Below are 21,727 nucleotides of genomic sequence, written 5' to 3' on the forward strand. Positions count from 1 at the left end.
GCAGGAGACGACACGTCATGCTGAGCTGGGACGAATTCGACAAAGAAGACAGTGAAGTAGCAACCGTGAAAGGCGCCAACGCCGGCCACGCTACTGAAGCCAACATGGACCGCCTCGACAGCGCCGGCGGTGCCGCAGCGCTGGAAGCCCGCGCCGTGACCGCCGACGACTCGGCCGCCGTGGCCCGCGCCAAGGCCGCACTGGATTCCCTCGACGTCGCCGAAGGCCTCGCCGAACTCGAAGGCGCCTCCGCCCGTGTCGCCGTTGACGAAAAGCGCATGATCAACTGCCGCGCCGACCTCAACCAACTCGTACCATTCAAGTACGACTGGGCCTGGCAGAAGTACCTGGACGGCTGCGCAAACCACTGGATGCCGCAAGAAGTCAACATGACCGCCGACATCGCCCTCTGGAAAAACCCGGAAGGCCTGACCGACGACGAGCGCCGCATCGTGATGCGCAACCTCGGCTTCTTCTCCACCGCCGACTCCCTGGTTGCCAACAACCTGGTCCTGGCCGTGTACCGCCTGATCACCAACCCGGAATGCCGCCAGTACATCCTGCGCCAGGCCTTCGAAGAGGCGATCCACACCCACGCCTACCAGTACTGCATCGAATCGCTGGCCATGGATGAAGGCGAGATCTTCAACATGTACCACGAGATTCCGTCGGTCGCCAAAAAGGCAGCCTGGGGCCTGAAATACACCCGTTCGATCTCCGATCCGAAGTTCGAAACCGGCACCCCGGACACCGACAAAGAACTGCTGCGCAACCTGATCGCCTACTACTGCGTTCTGGAAGGCATCTTCTTCTACTGCGGCTTCACCCAGATCCTCTCCATGGGCCGCCGCAACAAAATGACCGGCGTCGCCGAGCAGTTCCAGTACATCCTGCGCGACGAATCCATGCACCTGAACTTCGGCATCGACGTGATCAACCAGATCAAAATCGAAAACCCACACCTGTGGGATGCCGAAATGAAGGAAGAAGCGACCCAGATGATCCTGCAGGGTACGCAGCTGGAAATCGAATACGCCCGTGACACCATGCCGCGCGGCGTACTGGGCATGAACGCGGCGATGATGGAGGACTACCTGAAGTTCATCGCCAACCGTCGTTTGTCGCAGATTGGTTTGAAAGAGGAATATCCAGGGACCACTAACCCGTTCCCTTGGATGAGCGAGATCATGGACTTGAAGAAAGAGAAGAATTTCTTTGAGACGCGGGTGATCGAATACCAAACTGGTGGTGCGTTGAGCTGGGACTAATAGTCTCGCTCGGTACGATTTGATGATTGCTGCTTGAGTCGCCAAGTCGAGAAAGCAAAAAGCCCCGATCTGATCGGGGCTTTTTTATGGACGATTGGTAATCGTTTTTTACGCCTACGTCACAGCGCTCAATCTCCTACAGCACTTACAGCCGCGTCCCATTGAAGCCAGCTACGAGCACTACTAAGCTCTATCGCAGGTGCCTAAGAAACACCCGACGTAGAAAGCTTGGTCAGTGACACAGACGTGTAATTCGTCGGTGGTAACTGCTTTGCTCGTTGGGATTTCTTAAGTCCGCTCTACGTTGGGTCAGGTCCTCCCAAAATCTTAAACGTAGAGGTCATAGATATGTCTGATCCGCTCCCGGTAATAGTGTTCTCTCGCCACAACCTTTCTCTCCATGCCCTTCTATTAGAAAACCAGCCTTGGTTCTGCGCCCGTGATATCGGCCGTTTGATGGGTTTCCATCTGAATGATCGTGTGGTCAACAAGCTAGATAGCGATCAGCGCCGCGTCATGCGGATTGAGTACTTTCGAGAGCCAGAACAGCAACTGATGCTCAGTGAGTCCGGGGTGTACGCGCTGTTGGTCTATCACTACGTTCCGGGTAATCGGTTGTTGCGTGAGTGGTTGACCAACGAGGTCGTACCAACCTTGCGCGATGCTGCGGATTCAGGAGATTCGAATCGGCCAATGTTGAGCTTGTTGGATTGGCCGGAGATGTCATTGAGTTTGCTGCATTGGCAAGATGAGGGCTGGATTCGGCTTCGGGATATGCCTTACCTTTTGAGGAATCAGACATATCAACGAACCGTGAAAAGCAATCGGTGGCGCGGAAAGGTCGTCCAGGCATTTCAATCGTTGAAACATTCGTTGAATTAGCCAAATGATGTGAATTTATCACTGAGCTCGATCGTCCAAATATTTCCCACAACGTACCAACCGAGGGTTTACAACTCTCGGTTAGCTATCGACATTAATGAATTATCGTAAAAACTAAAGAAAAAAAATAGAACTCGTCTCAATCCAGAACCCGATCAAGATAATACTTCAGCTCATCCTGCAGACCTCTCAACTCAGCTTCTAACTTTATGTATTCCTCTGCGACTTCCGCAACACCGCGTACTTCAGCCACACCAGAAACGACATAACGAGAAACACTTAAATCAAATTCTTTTCTTTCAATATCGGAAATACTTACACTTTCACTGCACCCTTTTACCGCCCTCTTCTCCCTACAAATATCTAGGATATTACTTAGCTCAAACGCAGGAGATGCAAACTGATCTTTGCTTAATTTCTCAGGGGCCCTTGCAAAAAAAACAGATTCACTCCGAGCTCTCTTATTAAAAAATATCATACACAAAGATACACTCGTGCCTTTTATCAAACCCGCAGGCAAAGAAACCACCATTTCTATCAAACCATCATTTACAATATTCCTCCTAATCTCCTTCTCTGCCCCACCTCTAAACAGCACTCCAGAAGGAACAATTACAGCCGCCCGCCCTATATCACTCAAACTAAATATAACATGTAGCAAAAACGCATAGTCCGCGTTAGCCCGAGGTGGAGCGCCATAGAAATCCATTCCACTGCTCGCAAACAAATTCCAATTCCAATCCTTCACCGAAAATGGAGGATTTGCTAAAACAACATCATATTTACGAGGTTCATACTGCGCCCATGAAAGCGAGTCGCCCGTATAAACAGAAAAATTATCAACCCCATGGATATATAGATTCCAAAAAGAAATTTTTACAGAAAATAAACTCTTATCCCTCCCAATAAATTCAGCGCAAACGTTACTATTTCTTTGATGCAAATAATCATTTGCGCGAACGAGAAACCCTCCTGTACCGCAGACAGGATCATATATTTTTTCATTATTTTCTGGATTAACCAACTCAACAGCAAAATCCACTAAATTGCGTGGCGTGTAAAATTCCGGGCCACCCCCACCCTTGGAGTTATACAACTCTAGGAGAACTGACTCAAAAATCCCAGCCAAATACTTACCATCGACAGTTTCAAAAAACAAAATTTCATATATTTTTTTTATAGAAACAATAACCTCTTTAGCACGCCTATTTTTTTCTACAAACGCCTCAAAAACATCGGACACACCGTTATCTTGAATAAAAAAAATGCTGTCGACTGCCCGAACCAGGCTCATAAAATCAGAAAAAAAATCTTCCTCACGCTGAGAAACTAGCGATGAAGAAGCAATATTGAATCCAAACTTCGAGCCGACCTCCACCACATCCACGTTAATGCACGCATATCTCAACACTAGAAATGCGAGTGCTATTTCTTTGCTTTCCCTTTGTTCATATGAATAAGATTCGACAACGGCTATCGCATCCGCAAAACGCTTATATAGTGTTTCAGCCATTACTCCCCCCTAAAATCATTAAGCATCTGATAACAAATCGTCTCTGTTAATTCGGCACCACGAATCAGCATCTCACTCAAAACCTCACGCTGCCTAAGCCAATTCTCATATACGGATGCAATTGATTGCTGACTTTCTTGCCCTGGGATAGTAATTACTATCGTCTTCAATGCCTTAACACTAATATGACCAACAGTGCTTCCTGTTCGCATGGAGTCAATTTGCGCCCTTCCTTTGCCACTATTCAGGAACCATAATAAGAAAAACGGGTTCAAATTTTCATGGCACGGTGTAATTATCGCTACTTGATTCGGTGTAGTCGTAGGGACTTCATTGCGCTTCAAATATAGCATGGTATCACTTCGATTCCCGCGCAAAGGAAGTAGTAACTCACCGCCACTCAAGCGTACTGTCAACCTTTCCTCCTCAACTGCCGCCCAAGGTAAGTCTCCTCCGGGGTAAACGCCTTCCTTTACGTCTTTAATTTGAAGTAATTTTGCAAAGCCGATCTCACCGTCCGTTTCCGACCTCCCCCTGAAGGTTTGCCCTGCGGTTATAGATGCAACGTCCCCCAGCCTAAAATCTTGAGCCATTATTTTTTCTCCATCACTTTCGAACTCATTTCCAGCTTGATCTCATACTGGGTCATATGCGAACTAGCCACATCATAGTCATTGCTGTGGTTCACCGTCACCACCAATGGCGGCGCAGTAAAAAAGCACGCAAAAAAAACCAAAGCCCGTGTATTTTTCTTAATTTTTTTGCTCATTTTCTAGCTCCTATTAAGGCGATGCGCACTGGGCCGCTCATGCAGTAGCACCAATTACTGCGCATCGCGAGATAAATAGTAGCCACTAGACGAGTGACCGTCAACAGTACAACACCCTACAACACAAAATTTCTTGATCGGATCGTTGCTGTCGATAGCTGTAGAGGCTGTAGAGGCTGTAGGCACATTCTGCTTTTTTTGTAGGAATTATCGTAGACAGCAGTAATGGCCGCTCAGTATCGTCCGGGGGTTTTCAACCCTCGGCGATTTTATGAGCGACAAGAAAAAAGACACTGACTGGAATGTTGCTGAGATTGAGGCAGCGGTTGACGCCTATCTGAAAATGTTGGAGCTTGAGCGAATCGGCCAAAAATTTAACAAAGCACATGAGAATCGTGTGCTGCGCGCATCTGCGCTGCACAACCGCACTGAAGGCTCAGTTGAGTTCCGCATGCAGAACATCTCTGCCGTTTTATTGAGAATGCATAGGGAATACATCAAAGGGTACAAGCCAGCCAGAAACGTTGGGACTAACGTTGAGCCAGCCATCCGAGCAGTGTTGATTGCCAAAGGGGTAACGCTTGGGGATCCAACTGTTCCGACTGCAGATGAAGAAGCACTAGAGCAGAGAGCTCTGGCGCTAGAGAAACTGCCTCTTGAAGACGAACCTGAGGGGATTGTGAAGCCGAAGCGCGCTCCCGCCCAAAGCACTGCATTTATACGTGATCCAAAGGTTAGAGCCTGGGTTCGTAAAAAAGCCAAAGGGATGTGTGAAGGTTGCGGTGAACCGGCGCCGTTCACTAAAAATGACTCGCCTTACCTTGAAGTTCATCACGTGAAGCATTTGGCGAATAAGGGCTCTGATCGAATCAGCAACGCTGTGGCGCTTTGCCCGAACTGTCATCGACGCTGCCATCACTCGAATGACAGCAAAGAGTTCACCGAATCGCTATACGCGAGGGTTAAACGGTTGAAGCGTGAGTAACTGAGGCAAAATTCTGTGGCGAGGGAGCTTGCTCCCGCTCGACTGCGTAGCAGTCGCCAGGCTCATAATTCAATCTGTCTAACCCATCGCATTTGCCAGTTTTAGGGCTGCTTCGCAGCCCAGCGGGAGCAAGCTCCCTCGCCATAGGGGTGATGTGGTGCCCGCAGTGGCGGGGTGAGGATTGAAATCTGGTTGATGTCTGGAATCGCCAGCAGGCTGGCTCCTACAGACTTTGCATCATCCTGAAAACAATCAGTGCAAGCCGCGCCGCCTCCCGCTATTAATACCCATCCCCCACTCAAGGATCCGAGCCCCACCATGAAATTCGATCTCGCCTACTGCCTCAGCCTCGACGACAAGTTGTCGATCTATGACGTGCGCGATCTCAATTTCGATGAGACGGTGGCGTTCGATTCGGCCAAGGAGCATTTCCAGTGTCCCAACGATGCCTGTCGTTTGGCGTTTGATGCCTCCAACGAGTTGGGCACGTTCAACGCCAAGAACGTGAATTACGTGCGTACGCCGCACTTCAAGAATCTGCCCGGTACACAGCATGTGGCGGGTTGCCCGTATGTGAGTTTGAAGGCGTCGGGGTCGGGGATTGAGGCGGCGGAGGGTGAGGTGGATGACGGGCGGGAGGAGCATTTTCCGTCGGAGTTGTTGCTGACGCGGCGTGAGTATGTGCGCAAGCCTGCTGCGCCTGCGGGTGCGGCGGATGTGTTGCGGGATGATCCGGTGCGGGTGGCGCACGTGAGCTCCAAGGAGTCGCCGGGGCGTGAGACGGCGCCGGACAAGACCAGTGTGTTTGCGCATCCGGTGGAGTGTTTTGTGTCGAACTTCGCCGACAAGGAATTGCTCAAGCGTATGCCGTTGAAGATCGGTGAGCACACGGCGCCTTATGGCTCGTTCTTCAAGAAGATCGAGTATCTGACGGACAACAAGGGGCTGATTTACTGGGGCAAGATCAAGGAGATCAAGGATTACACCCAGAGTTTTCGCATCGATTTCGAGCAGAAGGTCTGGTTCAAGCAGGCGGATGAGGCGAAGAAGAAGCCTTATTCGGTGAATGTGTACTTGAGCAAGAAGTTGATCGACAACTACCGCAAGCGCAAGGCGTTTCTGGAAGAGATCAAGCATGCGATCGACAGCGATAAGGAGTTGTTCTGTTTCTTCTATGGGGTGACGCCGGAGTTGAAGCAGGTGCCGAGCAAGAAGAACCCCGAACAGACGTTCGGGGTGTTCAGTGCCAACATCGAGAACCTGGATCACTTTATTGTGCGGGAGGCGCCGGGGTTGGCGTGACGTGGCGCCGCTACGTTTGAATACGCACTGGTAAATTTCGCGGCGACTTATCAAGGGGCTGTCACAGGAGTCGAGTGCGCCCGCAGGTTTCAGCTCTCCAGTGTTGCTTCGAAAGCACGAATCTCTTGTTGCGCCTTCCTGCGCCGTTTCAGAGCGCCGTGAATATCTGTTTCATCCGCTGCGCAGTATTGACGTAACCAGTGAGCGATCATTTCTTCATCCGGCCAGAAACACTCCTTTTGGCCTTTGCTTCTGGGCGTGTCGTTCATCTGTGCATCGAAGCCAATAGCAGCCCGTTCGCCCTGCGGTAAACACCCCCACTCCGCTGCGCAATCTTGAAAAAACCAGGCAATTTCATCGATGTGCTTTTGCGCACTGCGATGGCTGCGCCGATAAAACCTGTACTCCAGACAGGCCTCTTCCATTCGCTGCGGCATGATGCCGGCATCGACCCAGTTCATGAGATCGTGGTTGATCGCATCGCGCATTAACCCTTCCCGCCAGCGCTCGGCAAACCAGGCAATAAAGCCTTCTGTGTCAGCCTTCTTGGCATCGGCGAAGATCATGCAATAACGAGTTTCCACATGAATGACGAACAGTACATGCTTACGCTGCACGGTTATGGCGTGCACCAGCCACTGCTCGACGAAAGGGGCACACTCATCGTCCTCAATAACCGACGACGGCGGTTTAGGGTCTATCGGCGTGAGCGTTTTGCCCTTATGCACACGGCTAAAGAACTTACTGGCGGCCTCGGTGCAGTTGAAGATCAACATCTGTTTTCTCTACTAATACGGGTCAATGACGCTCATTCGTCATATTTGCTTTCTTCGGCCCACTCAATCTCATAAGGCTGGCGAACGGCATCTGAGATTCTCTCTCGCATATCTTCACTGAGTGCTGACAATTCCTCGTCGGTGAGCAAGTCGTGCGCGATCATCAACATCAAAGGCAGCACTACGTTTGAGCGATTCATCCGCCCATCGAAAACCGCCGCCATATCCTTGTCTCGACTTCGCATCATGCGATAAAGCGTCAGGTAGCGAGCATGCGCTGACAGCGTACTGTTTTGAGTGATGATCTGGGTCTCGGCCAATACGCCTTGGCAAAATCGATCCAGCGCTAACTTGCGCAGTTCTTTGAATGTCTTCCAGTCACTTTCCAAGATCGCCATATTGCCTCCACGAAGCAATTTTGAGTTGAGCCAGGGAAGGCCTCATCTTATAGACATGCCCAGTAAAACAAGAATCAGCAATCCAATATAGACCCAGGCATGCACCCGATCCGGTATCCGCCCGATCCACGGCGTGGCCAACCGAATCCCGACCAACGACCCCAGCGTCAGCACTGCAAACGCCAGCAAATCCACATACCCGACAAACCATGCGCCCAGATCCGTCTCGCTGAAACCGGCCAGCGCCATGTAGGTCAGCGTCCCGGCCACGGCCACCGGCACGCTCAGCGGGTTCGCCATGGACGTGGCCTGGGACATGCTCAACCCGCAGCGGCGCAACAGCGGCACGGTCATAACGCTTCCTCCTACGCCGAGGAACGTGGCGATGGCGCCGATGCCTACACCGCCGGCGGATGTTTCCTTGCGATCCAATCGGCGTGGGATGACGCCTTCGTTGCGGGTGAGGAAGCCGCGTCTGAGCAAGCAGTCGATGATGGTCACGCCGAGGTAGGCGACGAAGGCGTAGCGGATGACCTCGCCGCTGACCCACACCGCAGCGATCGCGCCGATGATCGCGCCCAGGGCGATGAAGCCGCCGAGCGGCCACAGGTAATGGCGGATCAGGTTGCCGGCGCGGCGGTGTTTGCCGGTGGCGATCAGGGCGTTGACGATCATCACGCAGGTCGAGGTGGCGACGGCAATGTGCATGGCCGATTGGCCGATGGGGTCGTCGGCGCCATGGCTGGCGCTGAGCATGCGGTAGAGCAGCGGCACGACGACGAAGCCGCCGCCGAAACCAAAGAGCACGGCGGTGATGCCGGTCAGGCAGCCGAAGAGAGTCAGCAGTAGGTAGAACATGGCGCGTCTTCCGGTGGTGGAGCGGTCTACGATAGAGCGACGCGGCTTGGCCTGCTTCAGCAACTCAGCCAATAATGTTTGCGTTTACGCCAATTATCCGGAAACGCCCGATGCGTAATGTTTCGATCAACCTGCTGGATGACACGCCGCGCCCGGTGGTGGCGATCGGTACGGATTATTCCCACGGCCATCTGTTGCCGTTTCATACACACCGGCGGGCGCAATTGTTGTACGGCGCGACCGGGGTGATGCAGGTCCGCACCCATGACGGCAACTGGGTGGTGCCGCCACAACGGGCGGTGTGGATTCCGCCGGGAGTGGCGCATGAGGTGCTGATGCTTGGGGTGAGCACGCGCAGTCTGTACATCGAGCCGGGGGCGGTGGACTTGGGCCAGCGCTGCCAGGTGATCAGCGTTTCGCCGTTGATGCGGCACTTGTTGATGGAAGCGGTGGAAGTGCCGCTGACTTATGACCTCGAAGGACGCGACGGCGTATTGGTTGACTTGCTGCTGCATGAACTGGCGCGCAGTGCGCCCCTGCCCTTGCACATTCCGCTGCCGACTGACGGAAAGCTCTTGGCTTTGTGTCAGAACTTTCTGGATCAACCCAACGCCCACCAGTCGCCACAACACTGGGCCGGGCAGTTGCACATAAGCTTGCGCACCTTCAACAGATTGTTTCGGCAGCAGACCGGGTTGAGCTTCAGCCAGTGGCGGCAACAGGCCTGCGTGGTGCTGGCGCTGGCGCGGTTGGCCGCCGGTGAGGCGGTGACGCGGATCGCCCTGGATTTCGGTTATGAGAGCCCGGCGGCGTTCTCGACGATGTTCCGGCGCATCCTCGGACAGGCACCGTCCGTCTGGTTGGAGGCGGCGAACTAGGGCAAATCAAAAAATGCGTTTGATCCCGGCCGAAAACAACTGTACAAAAACACAGTATATTTTCAATCAGCACTCTTGAGCCCGGAGCACACCATGGCCTCTCTTGCGATGAACCACATCCTCGAACGCATTGCCCTTTTCCAGTTCACCCCGACGCACTGCGTCCAGGCCCGAGCGATGCTGGGCTGGAGCGTGGAACAGCTGTCGCGCGAAGCGGAGGTTGCGGTGGACGACATTCAGCGGTTTGAAGCGCAGCAGGACGTGGCGGATGCGGCGCGGCTGGCGTTGGCTTACCGGTTTGAGGCACAAGGGTTGGTGTTCTTTCCCGGGTTTGCGCCGGGTCGCAAATTGAATCCCCAGGCCATGCAGCAGAACGTTGTAGAGCGTGGGGATTTTGCTTAGGTGCAATGATTACTTGAACGCAGGGTGCCGCAGCTCGGCAGAGGCTTGTTCATAGCTGTAGGCCATGGCGAACAGTTGCGGCTCGCTCCATGGTTCGCCGAAAAAGAACACAGACGTGGGTATGCCGTTAGCGCCCATGCCCGATGGCAGGGTTATCGCCGGGTAACCCGCCACTGCGGCAGAAAATTGCGAGTAACCATCCGCTTCGGCAACCATGGCGTCGAGGTTGTGCTCCCGCAGTTGCTCGTCGATGGCGTCCTTGAAGTTTTTACTGATGGCCAAGATCAAAGCGCTGGCCTGTTCGTGAGTCATGTCCAGCGCATGCATCGCTTCGAGCGTGGCCTGCCCATAGCCCTCCTGGCCGGGATTGAGCTGATTGAAGTCGATCAGGTCCTGCAGCGACTGGATCGGCAGGCCGGAACGGCTGACGAGATATTCAGGCAATTCGTATTTCATCGCACCCATCAGACCGGGTACGAAATTATCGATATCAGGTAAACGAACGGTCACTGGCACGAGCGTCGCACCTTGTTTCTCGAGTGTGGCCATTGCCTTTTGAAACTCCACTCCAGGAGTCAGGACCACGCCGCCCGTCCCCTCGTAAGCGGCGGGATAACCGATACGCTTGCTTTGCAGGGCATCGTTTGCGAGTAACGCCGTGTAGTCGATTCCTGTCGGGGCGGCCGATGTCGCGGAGTCCGCAGCATCCATGCCTTGCAACACGTTGAACATCATTGCCGCATCGCGGACAGTACGTGTCAAAGTACCAGGAGTGTCTTGCAGACGGGTGATTGGCACCACCCCGCTTCGACTGAACAGACCCAAGGTGGGCTTGACGCCAACCACACCATTGGCCGATGCCGGGCAAGTGATCGAACCGTTGGTTTCAGTGCCCAGGGAGATCGGCGCGAAACCGGCCGCCACGGCAGCGGCCGACCCCGAACTGGAACCGCAGATTTCCTCGCTCAATGCGTGTGGATTTTTCCCTTGCCCACCACGTCCGCTCCAACCATGGGGCAACTCCATCTCCCGCACATAAGCCCATTCGCTCATGTTGGCTTTACCCAGAATAATCGCGCCGGCATCCCGCAGCTGTTTAACCACAAAGGCATCGTTGGCTGCCGGCTGACCGACCATGGCCAAGGAGCCGGCACTGGTTTGCAGGCTGTCGGCGGTATCAAAATTGTCTTTGAGCAGTACCGGAATACCATGCAACGGACCACGCGACTGTCCCTCGTTACGCTCGTTATCCAGCGCGGTAGCCATTTCGATGGCTTGTGAATTCAGTTCGATGATGGCGTGGATAGCAGGGCCTTGCTTGTCCAGCTCGGCAATTCGCTGTTGAAAGTGTTCAACCAGTTCAACAGCAGTGAGCTTATTGTCGGCCATCATTTTGCTGAGTTCACTGACGCTGGCGTAATGAAGATCAGTGGCCGAATGGGCGGTGGCAGCGGCACCTGTCGCTGCCAGTGCGACCAATATGGATTTCGTCAGCGTATTCACGCGACGTTTAAAGAAGTTTTTCATGTACATCGTCCTTGTTTAGGCTCATCACGAGTGACTCATTCACTCGCGACCAAGCCTACCGAGGACATAGGAAAGAGCTGTCAGCTAGCTGGACTACCGACAGTAGGAAAAGTCATCCTGACTTGTAGCCGCTACCAGCAATTGGGGCGTTTTCCGACACATCTTGCTCCATATTCAGCCACCACGTGTGCCCCCGCTGCGGCTGCATCACGTTAAACGCCTCGCCCATTCGTGGCGTGGTGATCGAAACACTGCGTTCCCACGCCAGCGCCAGAATCCGATCAAACGGTTCATGCCAGGCGTGCATCGCCAGGTCGAAGGTGCCGTTGTGGATCGGAAACAGCCAGCGGCCCTTGAGGTCGATGTGCGCTTGCAGGGTTTCTTCGGGTTGCATGTGCACGTGTGGCCATTCGACGTTGTAGGCACCGGTTTCCATCAGGGTCAGGTCGAACGGGCCGTATTGTTCGCCGATGCGTTTAAAGCCGTCGAAGTAGCCGCTGTCACCGCTGAAGAAGATTCGCGTATCGCCATCGATCATCACCCACGAAGCCCACAACGTGCTGTTGCCGTCGAACAGGCCACGCCCGGAGAAGTGCTGCGACGGGGTGGCGACGAAGCGGATGCCGGCGATTTCGGTGCCCTGCCACCAGTCGTACTGGCGGACTTTGCTGGCGTCGATGCCCCACTTGATCAGGGTGTCGCCGACGCCCAGCGGGGTCAGGAAGTAGTTGGTCTTGGCCGCGAGTTTCAGCACTGCCTGGTAATCGAGGTGGTCGTAGTGGTTGTGCGACAGGATCACCGCTTCGATCGGCGGCAATTGGTCGATGCTGATCGGCGGCTGGTGAAAGCGTTTCGGGCCGGCCCATTGCACCGGCGAGGCGCGCTCGGCGAAGACCGGGTCGGTGATCCAGAATTTGTCGCGCATTTTCAGCAGCAGGGTCGAGTGACCGAGGCGGTAAACGCTGTGATTCGGTGCTGCCAGCAGGTCTTCACGGGTCAGCGCTTGCACCGGGATCGCAGCGGCCGGTCGGGTGTTGCGCGGCTTGTGGAAGATCATGTTCCACATGATCCGCAGCATCTTGCGCAAGCCTTCGCGTTGCACCGGCGCATGGTTGCGAAATAGCCCTTGATCCTGGCGAGAGGCTTCAGGCGTGGAAGTTTGATCCGCAGAGATATCTGGATTGGCCATGACTGAGAGACTCCAGAAAAACCGCGCAATTCACGGTTTTTCACGGTGGGACGATAAATGGCCAAGGCACGCACGCATCAGCCGAACTGTCTGGTTTTTAGGTTGCGCGGATTAACGCAACATTACACTGGGCGGTGTAGTTTCTAGGTTGCATGAAACTGGATGACAAGTAAACTGCCAAGTGTAATTCCACTCTTTCTCTGCCGAAGCGTACTTATGACAGCTCCAAAGCGCCTCACCGACCGCAAACGCGAAGCCATTATTCAGGCGGCGATTGCCGAATTCCGTGCCAACGGGTTCGAGATCACCAGCATGGACAAGATCGCAGCCACCGCCGGGGTGTCGAAGCGCACGGTGTACAACCACTTTCCCAGCAAGGAAGAGCTGTTCGCCGAAATTCTCAACCAACTCTGGGCACGGATCACCGACGAGCAAACCGTGACCTATCGCGCGGATCAGCCGCTGCGCGAGCAACTGCTGCCCATGTTGCTGGCTAAACTGCAGATGATGGCCGATGACAACTTTCTCGGCCTGGCGCGGGTGGCGATTGCCGCCACCATCCATTCCCCGGAGCGCGCGCAGGACATGGTGGCGCGCATGGGAGAGCGCGAAGAAGGCCTGACGGTGTGGATTCGCGCCGCTCAGGCGGATGGTCGACTGAAAACCGTGGAGGCGGAATTCGCCGCGCAACAGATGCAGGGTCTGTTGAAATCGTTCGGGTTCTGGCCGCAGATTTCCATGGGCCTGCCACCACTGGATGCGGACACGCAGAAAACTGTGGCCGAGTCGGCACTGGTGATGTTCCTGGCGCGATACCAGCTCTAGACCGCTCCTCTCCTGTGCCCACCACGATTAAATGGCTCGAAAGGACACTGATTATTCCCGGTGGAATAAATGACAATGTCCGACAATTGACCGACGAACGGTCAACCTGAATAGACACTTCAAAGTATTTCAGGATGAATCTGGCGCAGGACATCATGGAAAACCAACGCGGCAAGGGCCTGTCATTCGCCAGACGCATTTATCTGCCAAGGATCATCGGTCTGGGCGTCGGCTTTTTCAGCGTCGCGGCCGCGCTGTATCCGTTGCACATGCCGACCTGGCTCTGGGCGCTGCTGGTGTTCAACGGTTTTCTCTGGCCGCATCTGGCCTATCAGGTTTCAACCCGCTCGACCTTCCCCTACCACGCCGAACGCCGCAACCTGTTGTACGACTCGTTGTGCGGCGGTTTCTGGACCGCGTGTTTTCAGTTCAACCCGCTGACCACCGTGACCATCCTGTCGATGATGACCATGAACAATGTCGCCGCCGGTGGACGACGTCTGTTCCTGCTGGGTGCTCTGGCCCAAATCGCCGGCGTGTTGCTGGGCTGGTTACTGTTCGGCTTCAAGTTCAGCCTGACGATGACGCAGATCCAAGTCTGGGCCTGTCTGCCGATGCTGACCTTGTACCCCTTGGCCCTGGGCATGGTCTGTTACCAACTGGCGATCAAACTTGCACGACACAAACGTGCGCTCAGGGACCTGAGCCGCACTGACAGCCTCACCGGGTTGCTCAATCACGGCGCCTGGAAGGATCTGCTGCACACGCATTTCATGCTGTGCCGGCAACACCACACCCAGGACATTCTGGCGCTGATCGATATCGATCACTTCAAGACCATCAACGATAACTACGGGCACCTCGTTGGCGACGTCGTGCTGCGTGAGCTGAGCCAGGCACTCAACGGGCTGCTGGCCGAAGGTGAACGGGCCGGACGTTATGGCGGCGACGAGTTTTGCCTGATCCTGCCCGATCAGCCACTCAATAAAGCCGAGGCGCAAATGGAACGATTGCGTCAGGCGCTGGACCAATACCGGCACCCGGATGTTCCAGCACTGCGCGTCAGCCTGAGTATCGGTCTGGCCCGCTTTCAGCCGTCGTTCAGCGACGCGATCGCCTGGCTGGATGACGCCGACAAAGCGCTGTATACCGCCAAACACACGGGGCGCAACACCATCAGCGTGGCGCTGAGCAGTCCGGGCTAAGAAGACGCTCCTCTTCTCAGTCTTGAAAAAACTGCAAACATGTTGATTCGCAATTTCTTGTACAACTTAAATCAGTTTGTATAAGATCTGCTCGTCAGCCTGGATGCTGGCACTTTGCAGTCAATGACCAATGCCGACCCGGCATTGCTCTGCCAGCGCGGAAACAGGGACACAAACCTCGTCTTTCCCTACTTCCAGGTACTGCCCTTATGTTTTTCAAACGCCACCAGTCCGAACTCAACGACCTTCAACACACCATCACCGAACAGAACGGCCTGCTTGAAGCGATCAATCGCTCCATGGCAGTGATCGAGTTCGATCTTGAAGGCGTGGTGTTAAAGGCCAATGACAACTTCCTCAAAACCATGGGCTACCGCGCCGAGCAGGTGATCGGCCAGCCTCATCGCTTGTTCTGCACCCCGGAGTTTGGCCGCAGCGCGCAATACACCGAACTGTGGTCGCGCTTGAAAAACGGTCAGTTCCAGTCCGGCACCTTCGAGCGGATAAACAGCCAGAGCCAGCCGGTCTGGCTGGAAGCCAATTACAACCCGATCAAGGATGCGTCGGGACGCGTGGTTAAAGTGGTCAAGTTCGCAATGGACGTGACGACCAAGGTCCAGCAGGAAAGCGAGGCCAACGCCAAGCTGCAGGCGATCGACCGGGCAATGGCGGTGATCGAATTCGACCTCAACGGCGGCATTCTCACCGCCAACCAGAATTTTCTGACGCGCATGGGTTACACGCTCGCCGAACTCAAGGGTAAACATCACCGCTTGTTCTGCCGCGCGGAACTGGTCAACAGCAGCGCCTACGAGGATTTCTGGCGCCGGTTGAATCAGGGTGAGTTGTTCCAGGGCCAGTTCGAACGTGTCGACAAGCGCGGCCAGAGTGTGTGGCTGGAGGCCAACTACAACCCGGTGTATGACGCCGCCGGGCGTTTGTGCAAGGTGGTGAAATTTGCCACGGACGTCACCGCCCGCGTCGAGCAGCACGAGCACGATGCGCGCAGCGCCAGCGCCGCTTATCACATCTCGGTGGAAACCCGGAAAGTCGCCGAGCAAGGCACTCAGGTGATCCAGCAGGCGGCCAGCGAGATGCGCGAAATCGCTGACGATATCGCGCAGTCATCAACGCTGATCGCGCAACTTGGCGAGCGTTCGGAGCAGATCACCGCGATCGTCAACACCATCCGCGCGATTGCCGACCAGACCAATCTGCTGGCGCTCAACGCGGCGATTGAAGCGGCACGCGCCGGGGATCAGGGGCGCGGGTTTGCGGTGGTGGCGGACGAGGTGCGGCAACTGGCGGCGCGTACCAGCGGCTCGACGGCGGAGATTTCCAACATGATCGGTTTGATCCAGAGCGAAACCCGGCAGGCGATCAAGAGCATGGAAGGCACCCGCGGGCGGGCGGCGCAAGGTGTAGAACTGGCGGACCAGGCCGGCAGCGTGATTCTGCAGATCCGCGATGGCGCCAGTGAAGCGGTACAGGCGGTGAGCATGTTTGCCAATGAACGGGTGCCGGGCTAAAAGACCGCGTCGCGGCTTTCGCGGGCAAGCCCGCTCCCACAGGGAAATGCGTTCCAATGTGGGAGCATGTTTGCCAATGAACGGGTGCCGGGCTAAAAGACCGCGTCGCGGCTTTCGCGGGCAAGCCCGCTCCCACAGGGAAATGCGTTCCAATGTGGGAGCATGTTTGCCAATGAACGGGCGCCGGGCTGAGAGACCGCGTCGCGGCTTTCGCGGGCAAGCCCGCTCCCACAAGGATCGAGTCGATCATCTAACCTGTGATCAACCCAGAACCTGTGGGAGCGGGCTTGCCCGCGAAGGGGCCGTCAGCCTCAGCACAAGGCTATAGTGACCCAAAGCCCCTGAAGCCTGCCGAGCCCATCATGACCACAGAAAAACCCGAAACGCCCACCACCGCCCCTGTCGACCATCTGCGCTTCCACCGCCCCCACGCCCACCTCAACACCACTTTCGGCGACGACAAGTTCGCCCTGCGCGCCGAGGCCTTTGCGCGGTTCTTCGGCACGCCGGCGTTTCTCGGCGCGCAAACCCTGATCGTGCTGTTATGGGTTGTACTCAACGTGACGGGCATCACCACTTTCGACGTGTACCCGTTCATCTTGTTGAACCTCGCGTTCAGCCTGCAATCGGCTTATGCCGCGCCGCTGATCCTGCTGGCACAAACCCGCCAGGCCGCGCGGGACAAAGCGCAAGCGGACGCCGATGCGCAACACCGTGAAGCGCTGGCGACGGCCAACACCGAGCGTCAGGCGCAAGCGGCGAACACCACCGCACAATTGCTGGAGCTGCTGGAGCAGAACACCCAGCTCACCGAAATGACCAAGAGCCTGACTGAACGCATCGAAGGCCTGACCCGCGAACTGCATGCGCACATCTGCCAGAACCCGCAACGCTGATCACGGCAACCGCAGCGCCCGCCCCAACTCATCGAACAGAGTGACCACCGAGCGCAACGCCCGGCAGTCCGGGCGGGTCAGCAGCCACAGCGCGGTGTCGTAGCCGTGCAACGGTTCGCTGAGGGCCTGTAAACCTTCGGTAATGAGAAAGTCCGGCAACGCCGCCACGCCGAGTCCGCCGCGCACCAGTTCCGTCACCGAGAGCATGCTGTTGCAGCGATAACTCGGGGTCACGCCGGGCAACTGTTGACGCCGCCAGGCGACGGTCGGGTGATCCGGCAAAAACTCGTCCGGAGCGATCCAGGTCAGCGCCGCCAAATCCGATGCATCGACGTTTTGCAGATAGCGCGCACTGGCGCAGACCCGGTAGGAAATCTTCGCCAGTTGCCGTCCGACCAGATGCTCCGGCGGTGTACGCGTCAGGCGCAGGGCGATGTCGGCATCGCGGCGGCTGAGGTTGGCGAAATCGTTGGAGGTGCTCAGTTCGAGGGTCAGCGCCGGATAGTTCGGCATGAACTGCGCCAGCGCCGGCAACAGCAGACCTTGCAGCACCGAATCGGTACAGGTCAGACGCACCGTGCCGCTGACCACTTCCCCGCCCTGCTCGACACCGACCCGCGCCGCTTCCAGTGCCTGCTCGGCGCGTTCGGCCTGCTCGGCCAGGGTCTGCGCGAGGGTGGTGGGCAGGTAACCGGCGCGGCTCTTTTCGAACAATTGCTGGCCCAGCGCTGACTCCAGACGCCGTACCGCGCGAAACACCGTCGACACGTCTACCCTGAGCAGCTGCGACGCCCGGGCCAGAGAGCCGCCGCGCACCAACGCGAGGATCAGCGCCAGATCCGGGTAGTCGAGCCGATAGTGCATCGCTGCATTGATCACTTGGGAAAACGCCAATATTGAGTGCGTGAACGCCAATCTATAGTGAGCCCCGGTGATCGACAACTGCACACCCTCACGGTGGTGAGGGGATTCATCCCCGATGGACTGCGCAGCAGGCCTTGTTTGAGGACCGCTTCGCGCCCCGTCGGGGATAAATCCCCTCACCACAAAGGTTCACTCACTCAGATCAAGGAAATCCCATGGACGCCATTTCCATCGCCCTGATCGGCGACTACGACCCGCAAGTCACCGCCCACCAGGCGATTCCCCTCGCCCTCGGGATGATCGCCGAGCAGTCCGGGCGCAATGTGCAATTTCAGTGGCTGCCCACCGAGCAGATTCTCGCCGACACCGCGCTGGATCACTTCGACGGTTTCTGGTGCGTCCCGGCCAGCCCCTACAACAGTGAGGCCGGGGCACTCAGGGCCATCCGTTTTGCCCGCGAACAACAGCGCCCATTCCTCGGCACCTGTGGTGGTTTTCAGCATGCCGTGCTGGAGTTTTCCCGCAACGTGCTGGGCTGGGCCGATGCCGAACATGGCGAGACATCACCGGATTCGCCGCGAGCGGTACTGTCGCCGCTGACCTGTTCATTGGTGGAAGCGGTGGACAGCATTCATCTGGTCGCCGGCTCGTTGATCGCCAAGGCGTACGAAACGTCGGAGATTCATGAAGGCTATCGCTGCCGATTTGGTGTGAATCCGCAGTTCGAACAAGAATTGCTGACTCATCAGCTACGCGCCGTGGGGCACGATTCGGCGGGCGACTTGCGCGCCATCGAGTTGACCGACCATGTGTTTTTTGTCGCCACGCTGTTTCAACCGGAACGCGCGGCGCTCAAGGGCCAGGTTCCGCCGCTGGTGCGAGCATTTGTCGATGCGTGTGCGGAGCAACGCCCATGAAGCCGAACGAGCCTTGCTTTGCGGTGATTTTCACCTCGACCCGCACCGAGGGTGACAACGGTTATGCGGCGGCCTCCGAGCGCATGATGGAGCTGGTCAGCCAGCAACCGGGGTTTCTCGGCATTGATTCGATTCGCGGGGAAGACGGGGTGGGGATCACCATTTCCTACTGGCAGAGCGAGGCGGCGATTCTGGCCTGGCGCGAGCATCCCGAACACCGGGTGATTCAGGCGCGCGGGCGGGCGCAGTGGTATTCGAAGTTTCAGACCCGGGTGTGTCGGGTGGAGCGGGAATACCGGTTTGGGCAGTGAGCTTGATGGCGTTCCCACTGGCCTCATCGCTGGCAAGCCAGCTCCCACAGATACAGCGTGATCTTCAGAACAACGCAAAACCTGTGGGAGCGTGGCTTGCCCGCGAAGAGGCCAGTAGCGTCAATACAAAAACTTCAGCCCTTCACCAGACTGCGCACCGCCACAATCTCCGGCACCTCAACCTTGCTCATGTACACCCGCAACGGCTCGGTGATGTTGATCCGCTCATCGATGTTCTGATCCAGCAGCAACTGAATCAACTCGCGTTTAAGCGTCATGGTCTGCGACGTCGCTGGCGCCCAGACAAATTCGCTGGTGGGAATAATGCCGTCATCGGCCACGTCCATGCCGAACGAATCTTCGCTGAATCGCACGATGTACTGGCCGGTCTTGCGGTTGAGGCCGACAAAACCCTTGAGGTCATCGGCGGCCTGACAGATGAGTTGGGAAGTGATGCGCATGGTAAACCTCACGAAAAATCATCGATGGTTTACACGCAGGGCAACGGAATCGGCGCGCCCTCTGCCGGAGCGTCTGCCGAGGGCAAGCGTACTGCAAACCGTGCCACAAAAGTGCAGGAAAAATCGCTTTTAATACGTTTATGTCGGTCTGGCGATAGCACGCAATCGATTCAGTTGTTAAAAGGTACGTCTTTGAAAATGCCCTGCGAAAGGAACTCGAACATGCCCGCCACTTTCACCAAAAGCGCCCTCCTGCTGAGCCTGATGCTCGGTCTCGGTCAGGCCCACGCCGCCCAGACGGACATCGACGCGCTGGCCGCCGCCCACGGCATCCCGCACCCGGCGGTGATCGCGCACCGTGGCGCATCCTTCGACGCACCGGAATCCACCGCCGCTTCCTACAAACTGGCCCGCGACCTCGGCGCCGACTACCTGGAAATGGACTTGCAGCGCAGCAAGGACGGCGTGCTGTTCGCCCTGCACGACAACAACCTGCAACGCACCACCGACGTCGCGACCAAATTCCCGGAGCGCAAGGACAGCCCGGCCAACGCCTTCACCATGGCCGAACTGAAAACCCTCGACGCCGGCAGCTGGTACAACAAGGCCTACCCGGAGCGCGCACGTGCGACCTACGCCGGGCTGAAAATCCTGACCCTGGACGAGATCATCGACATCGCCCAGGCCAACCCGAAACACAAGCCAGGCCTGTACATCGAAACCAAGGAACCGCAGCTGTTCCCGGGAATCGAGCATGACCTGAAAGCGAAGCTGCAGGATCGCGGCTGGCTGAGCCCGGCGGGTTCGAAACTGGCCAAAAGCGAGCTGGGCGTCGGCCAGGGCAAAGGCAAGGTGATCCTGCAGACCTTCGAGAAAAACAGCCTCGAACTGCTGCAGAAGGAAATGCCGCAAGTGCCGAAGATCCTGTTGCTGTGGGTCGGCGAAGGCAGCATCGAGCCGAAATCGAAGGTGACCTTTGCCGAATCTGGCGAGAAGGACAAAAACGTGTTCTACGGCAAACAGGAGCCGAAGTCCGACGCCGAGTTCAAGCAATGGGTTGATTTCGCCAAGGCTCACGGCGCCATCGGCACCGGCCCTTCGGCGAAGCTGACCAAGGGTGGCGACCAGAGCTATTCGGATCTGGTGCAACCGTGGATGAACCAGTACACCCACGATCAGGGCATGCTGGTGCACGTGTACACCGTCGATGAGCCGGTGGACTTCGAGAAAGTCATGGCGGCCGGGGTTGATGGCATCTTCACCAACCGCGCCAGCGAACTGTTGAAGTTCTACAAGCGTCCGGCCGGTGCCAGTGTTGATCAGGTGTTGAAGAACAACGGGTTCTGATCAGCAAAACCGAGGCGCCTTCATCGCGGGCAAGCCACGCTCCCACAGGTTTTGTGTCAGGCATGGTTTGCCCGTTTTGTATTCGGGGGTTTTAAGGGTGAATTAAGTTGCGGTGGTTAATCTGAGCCCACTTCAACGAACAACCCAAGGAATGACCCGATGAAAACTTTGACTGCCCTGTTTACCGCTGCTGCCCTGACCCTCACCGCTGGCCTGGCCCAGGCCGATGTACGCGTCGACCAGATCCCGCAACTGGTGAAGGAAGGCAAGATCAAGTCGCTGGAGTCGATGAACGCCGAAGCGCTGAAACTGCACCCCGGCGCAACCATCACCGACACCGACCTGGACAACCACTTCAACGGTTACGAATACGAAGTCGAGCTGAAAACCGCCGACGGCAAAGAGTTCGACGTCGACTTCGATGCCACCACCGGCAAGGTGCTGAGCAACAAGCAAGACACCTGATACACCGCCAAAGCAAAGCCGCACGATCAACGATCGTGCGGCTTTTTTGCGTCCGTTGGCCGGCGAATCACGCGGATGCAGCCTGAAGGGATGCCAAAACCGCCATCAGACCGCTAGTATGGCGACCATCAGATAACGATTGCAGCCGAGAGCGATGGGC

At 56.4% G+C, this 21,727-nt stretch carries 24 protein-coding genes; 14 read left to right on the forward strand and 10 right to left on the reverse strand.

The annotated features are described in order from the left end of the window. Positions 1-17 precede the first annotated feature (17 nt). Both ABV589_RS07590 and ABV589_RS07595 read left to right on the forward strand, forming a co-directional pair. Positions 18-1,268, forward strand: coding sequence for a ribonucleotide-diphosphate reductase subunit beta (locus tag ABV589_RS07590; protein ID WP_003227292.1), 1,251 nt, complete (start codon positions 18-20; stop codon positions 1,266-1,268). 348 nt (positions 1,269-1,616) lie between these two features. Then, entirely contained in the window at positions 1,617-2,150 is a 534-nt protein-coding gene (locus ABV589_RS07595; RefSeq protein WP_367085436.1) for a Bro-N domain-containing protein, read from the forward strand. Positions 2,151-2,289: 139 nt separating this feature from the next. On the opposite strand, the gene ABV589_RS07600 is transcribed toward ABV589_RS07595, so the two are convergent. From ABV589_RS07600 to ABV589_RS07610, 3 genes are read right to left on the reverse strand one after another with little or no spacing between them, the layout of a single operon-like run. After that, positions 2,290-3,663, reverse strand: coding sequence for an N-6 DNA methylase (locus tag ABV589_RS07600; RefSeq protein ID WP_367085437.1), 1,374 nt, complete (start codon positions 3,661-3,663; stop codon positions 2,290-2,292). Then, on the reverse strand, positions 3,663-4,256 hold the full coding sequence (locus tag ABV589_RS07605) for a restriction endonuclease subunit S (RefSeq protein ID WP_367085438.1): 594 nt from the start codon (positions 4,254-4,256) through the stop codon (positions 3,663-3,665). Before ABV589_RS07605 ends, ABV589_RS07600 begins: the two co-directional genes overlap by 1 nt. Further along, complete coding sequence (locus ABV589_RS07610; RefSeq protein WP_367085439.1) at positions 4,256-4,432, reverse strand: hypothetical protein; 177 nt, start codon at positions 4,430-4,432, stop codon at positions 4,256-4,258. Before ABV589_RS07610 ends, ABV589_RS07605 begins: the two co-directional genes overlap by 1 nt. Positions 4,433-4,703: 271 nt before the next feature. Between ABV589_RS07610 and ABV589_RS07615 the strand changes: the two genes are divergently transcribed. Both ABV589_RS07615 and ABV589_RS07620 read left to right on the forward strand, forming a co-directional pair. Further along, positions 4,704-5,417: an HNH endonuclease gene (locus ABV589_RS07615; RefSeq protein ID WP_367085440.1), complete on the forward strand. Its 714-nt coding sequence runs from the start codon at positions 4,704-4,706 to the stop codon at positions 5,415-5,417. A gap of 318 nt (positions 5,418-5,735) precedes the next feature. Beyond that, on the forward strand, positions 5,736-6,719 hold the full coding sequence (locus ABV589_RS07620) for a hypothetical protein (protein WP_367085441.1): 984 nt from the start codon (positions 5,736-5,738) through the stop codon (positions 6,717-6,719). 89 nt (positions 6,720-6,808) lie between these two features. Here the strand turns inward: ABV589_RS07620 and ABV589_RS07625 are convergent, their stop codons facing one another. The 3 genes from ABV589_RS07625 to ABV589_RS07635 are packed head-to-tail and all read right to left on the reverse strand — an operon-like array spanning position 6,809 to position 8,751. Then, entirely contained in the window at positions 6,809-7,495 is a 687-nt protein-coding gene (locus tag ABV589_RS07625; protein ID WP_367085442.1) for a hypothetical protein, read from the reverse strand. A 32-nt stretch (positions 7,496-7,527) separates the two neighbouring features. Beyond that, positions 7,528-7,893: a hypothetical protein gene (locus ABV589_RS07630; protein WP_367085443.1), complete on the reverse strand. Its 366-nt coding sequence runs from the start codon at positions 7,891-7,893 to the stop codon at positions 7,528-7,530. Positions 7,894-7,935: 42 nt separating this feature from the next. Beyond that, a complete protein-coding gene (locus ABV589_RS07635; protein WP_367085444.1) occupies positions 7,936-8,751 on the reverse strand; it encodes a sulfite exporter TauE/SafE family protein in 816 nt (271 codons plus the stop codon). A 110-nt stretch (positions 8,752-8,861) separates the two neighbouring features. On the opposite strand from ABV589_RS07635, the gene ABV589_RS07640 reads away from it, so the two are divergent. Next, positions 8,862-9,629: a helix-turn-helix transcriptional regulator gene (locus tag ABV589_RS07640; protein ID WP_367085445.1), complete on the forward strand. Its 768-nt coding sequence runs from the start codon at positions 8,862-8,864 to the stop codon at positions 9,627-9,629. Positions 9,630-9,722: 93 nt separating this feature from the next. Then, a complete protein-coding gene (locus ABV589_RS07645) occupies positions 9,723-10,031 on the forward strand; it encodes an XRE family transcriptional regulator (RefSeq protein ID WP_367085446.1) in 309 nt (102 codons plus the stop codon). Between the two features lie 9 nt (positions 10,032-10,040). On the opposite strand, the gene ABV589_RS07650 is transcribed toward ABV589_RS07645, so the two are convergent. Continuing rightward, complete coding sequence (locus ABV589_RS07650; RefSeq protein WP_367085447.1) at positions 10,041-11,558, reverse strand: amidase family protein; 1,518 nt, start codon at positions 11,556-11,558, stop codon at positions 10,041-10,043. 112 nt (positions 11,559-11,670) lie between these two features. Continuing rightward, on the reverse strand, positions 11,671-12,747 hold the full coding sequence (locus ABV589_RS07655; protein WP_367085448.1) for an MBL fold metallo-hydrolase: 1,077 nt from the start codon (positions 12,745-12,747) through the stop codon (positions 11,671-11,673). A gap of 216 nt (positions 12,748-12,963) precedes the next feature. On the opposite strand from ABV589_RS07655, the gene ABV589_RS07660 reads away from it, so the two are divergent. The 4 genes from ABV589_RS07660 to ABV589_RS07675 all read left to right on the forward strand — a co-directional run bounded on the left by ABV589_RS07660 (position 12,964) and on the right by ABV589_RS07675 (position 17,202). Further along, on the forward strand, positions 12,964-13,572 hold the full coding sequence (locus ABV589_RS07660; RefSeq protein ID WP_367085449.1) for a TetR/AcrR family transcriptional regulator: 609 nt from the start codon (positions 12,964-12,966) through the stop codon (positions 13,570-13,572). A 155-nt stretch (positions 13,573-13,727) separates the two neighbouring features. Continuing rightward, the gene (locus ABV589_RS07665) at positions 13,728-14,777 is read left to right on the forward strand and encodes a diguanylate cyclase (protein ID WP_367086178.1); all 1,050 of its coding nucleotides are present in this window, start codon (positions 13,728-13,730) and stop codon (positions 14,775-14,777) included. A 209-nt stretch (positions 14,778-14,986) separates the two neighbouring features. After that, positions 14,987-16,306: a PAS domain-containing methyl-accepting chemotaxis protein gene (locus ABV589_RS07670; protein ID WP_367085450.1), complete on the forward strand. Its 1,320-nt coding sequence runs from the start codon at positions 14,987-14,989 to the stop codon at positions 16,304-16,306. Positions 16,307-16,668: 362 nt separating this feature from the next. Continuing rightward, positions 16,669-17,202 (forward strand): DUF1003 domain-containing protein, encoded by a 534-nt coding sequence (locus ABV589_RS07675; protein ID WP_367085451.1) that lies wholly within the window; start codon positions 16,669-16,671, stop codon positions 17,200-17,202. Here the strand turns inward: ABV589_RS07675 and ABV589_RS07680 are convergent, their stop codons facing one another. Continuing rightward, the gene (locus tag ABV589_RS07680) at positions 17,203-18,144 is read right to left on the reverse strand and encodes a LysR family transcriptional regulator (RefSeq protein ID WP_367085452.1); all 942 of its coding nucleotides are present in this window, start codon (positions 18,142-18,144) and stop codon (positions 17,203-17,205) included. A gap of 137 nt (positions 18,145-18,281) precedes the next feature. On the opposite strand from ABV589_RS07680, the gene ABV589_RS07685 reads away from it, so the two are divergent. Beyond that, a complete protein-coding gene (locus ABV589_RS07685) occupies positions 18,282-18,983 on the forward strand; it encodes a CTP synthase (protein WP_367085453.1) in 702 nt (233 codons plus the stop codon). Next, positions 18,980-19,294: an antibiotic biosynthesis monooxygenase gene (locus tag ABV589_RS07690; protein ID WP_027612609.1), complete on the forward strand. Its 315-nt coding sequence runs from the start codon at positions 18,980-18,982 to the stop codon at positions 19,292-19,294. Before ABV589_RS07685 ends, ABV589_RS07690 begins: the two co-directional genes overlap by 4 nt. A 134-nt stretch (positions 19,295-19,428) precedes the next feature. Here ABV589_RS07690 and ABV589_RS07695 read toward each other — a convergent pair whose 3' ends face one another. Beyond that, entirely contained in the window at positions 19,429-19,755 is a 327-nt protein-coding gene (locus ABV589_RS07695) for a DUF2025 family protein (protein WP_367085454.1), read from the reverse strand. Positions 19,756-19,977: 222 nt separating this feature from the next. Between ABV589_RS07695 and ABV589_RS07700 the strand changes: the two genes are divergently transcribed. Both ABV589_RS07700 and ABV589_RS07705 read left to right on the forward strand, forming a co-directional pair. Then, positions 19,978-21,102: a glycerophosphodiester phosphodiesterase gene (locus ABV589_RS07700; RefSeq protein WP_367085455.1), complete on the forward strand. Its 1,125-nt coding sequence runs from the start codon at positions 19,978-19,980 to the stop codon at positions 21,100-21,102. Positions 21,103-21,261: 159 nt separating this feature from the next. After that, the gene (locus ABV589_RS07705) at positions 21,262-21,567 is read left to right on the forward strand and encodes a PepSY domain-containing protein (protein WP_007963131.1); all 306 of its coding nucleotides are present in this window, start codon (positions 21,262-21,264) and stop codon (positions 21,565-21,567) included. The last annotated feature ends 160 nt before the right edge of the window (positions 21,568-21,727 follow it).

The organism is Pseudomonas sp. HOU2 (assembly GCF_040729435.1).
Classification (GTDB): Bacteria; Pseudomonadota; Gammaproteobacteria; order Pseudomonadales; family Pseudomonadaceae; genus Aquipseudomonas.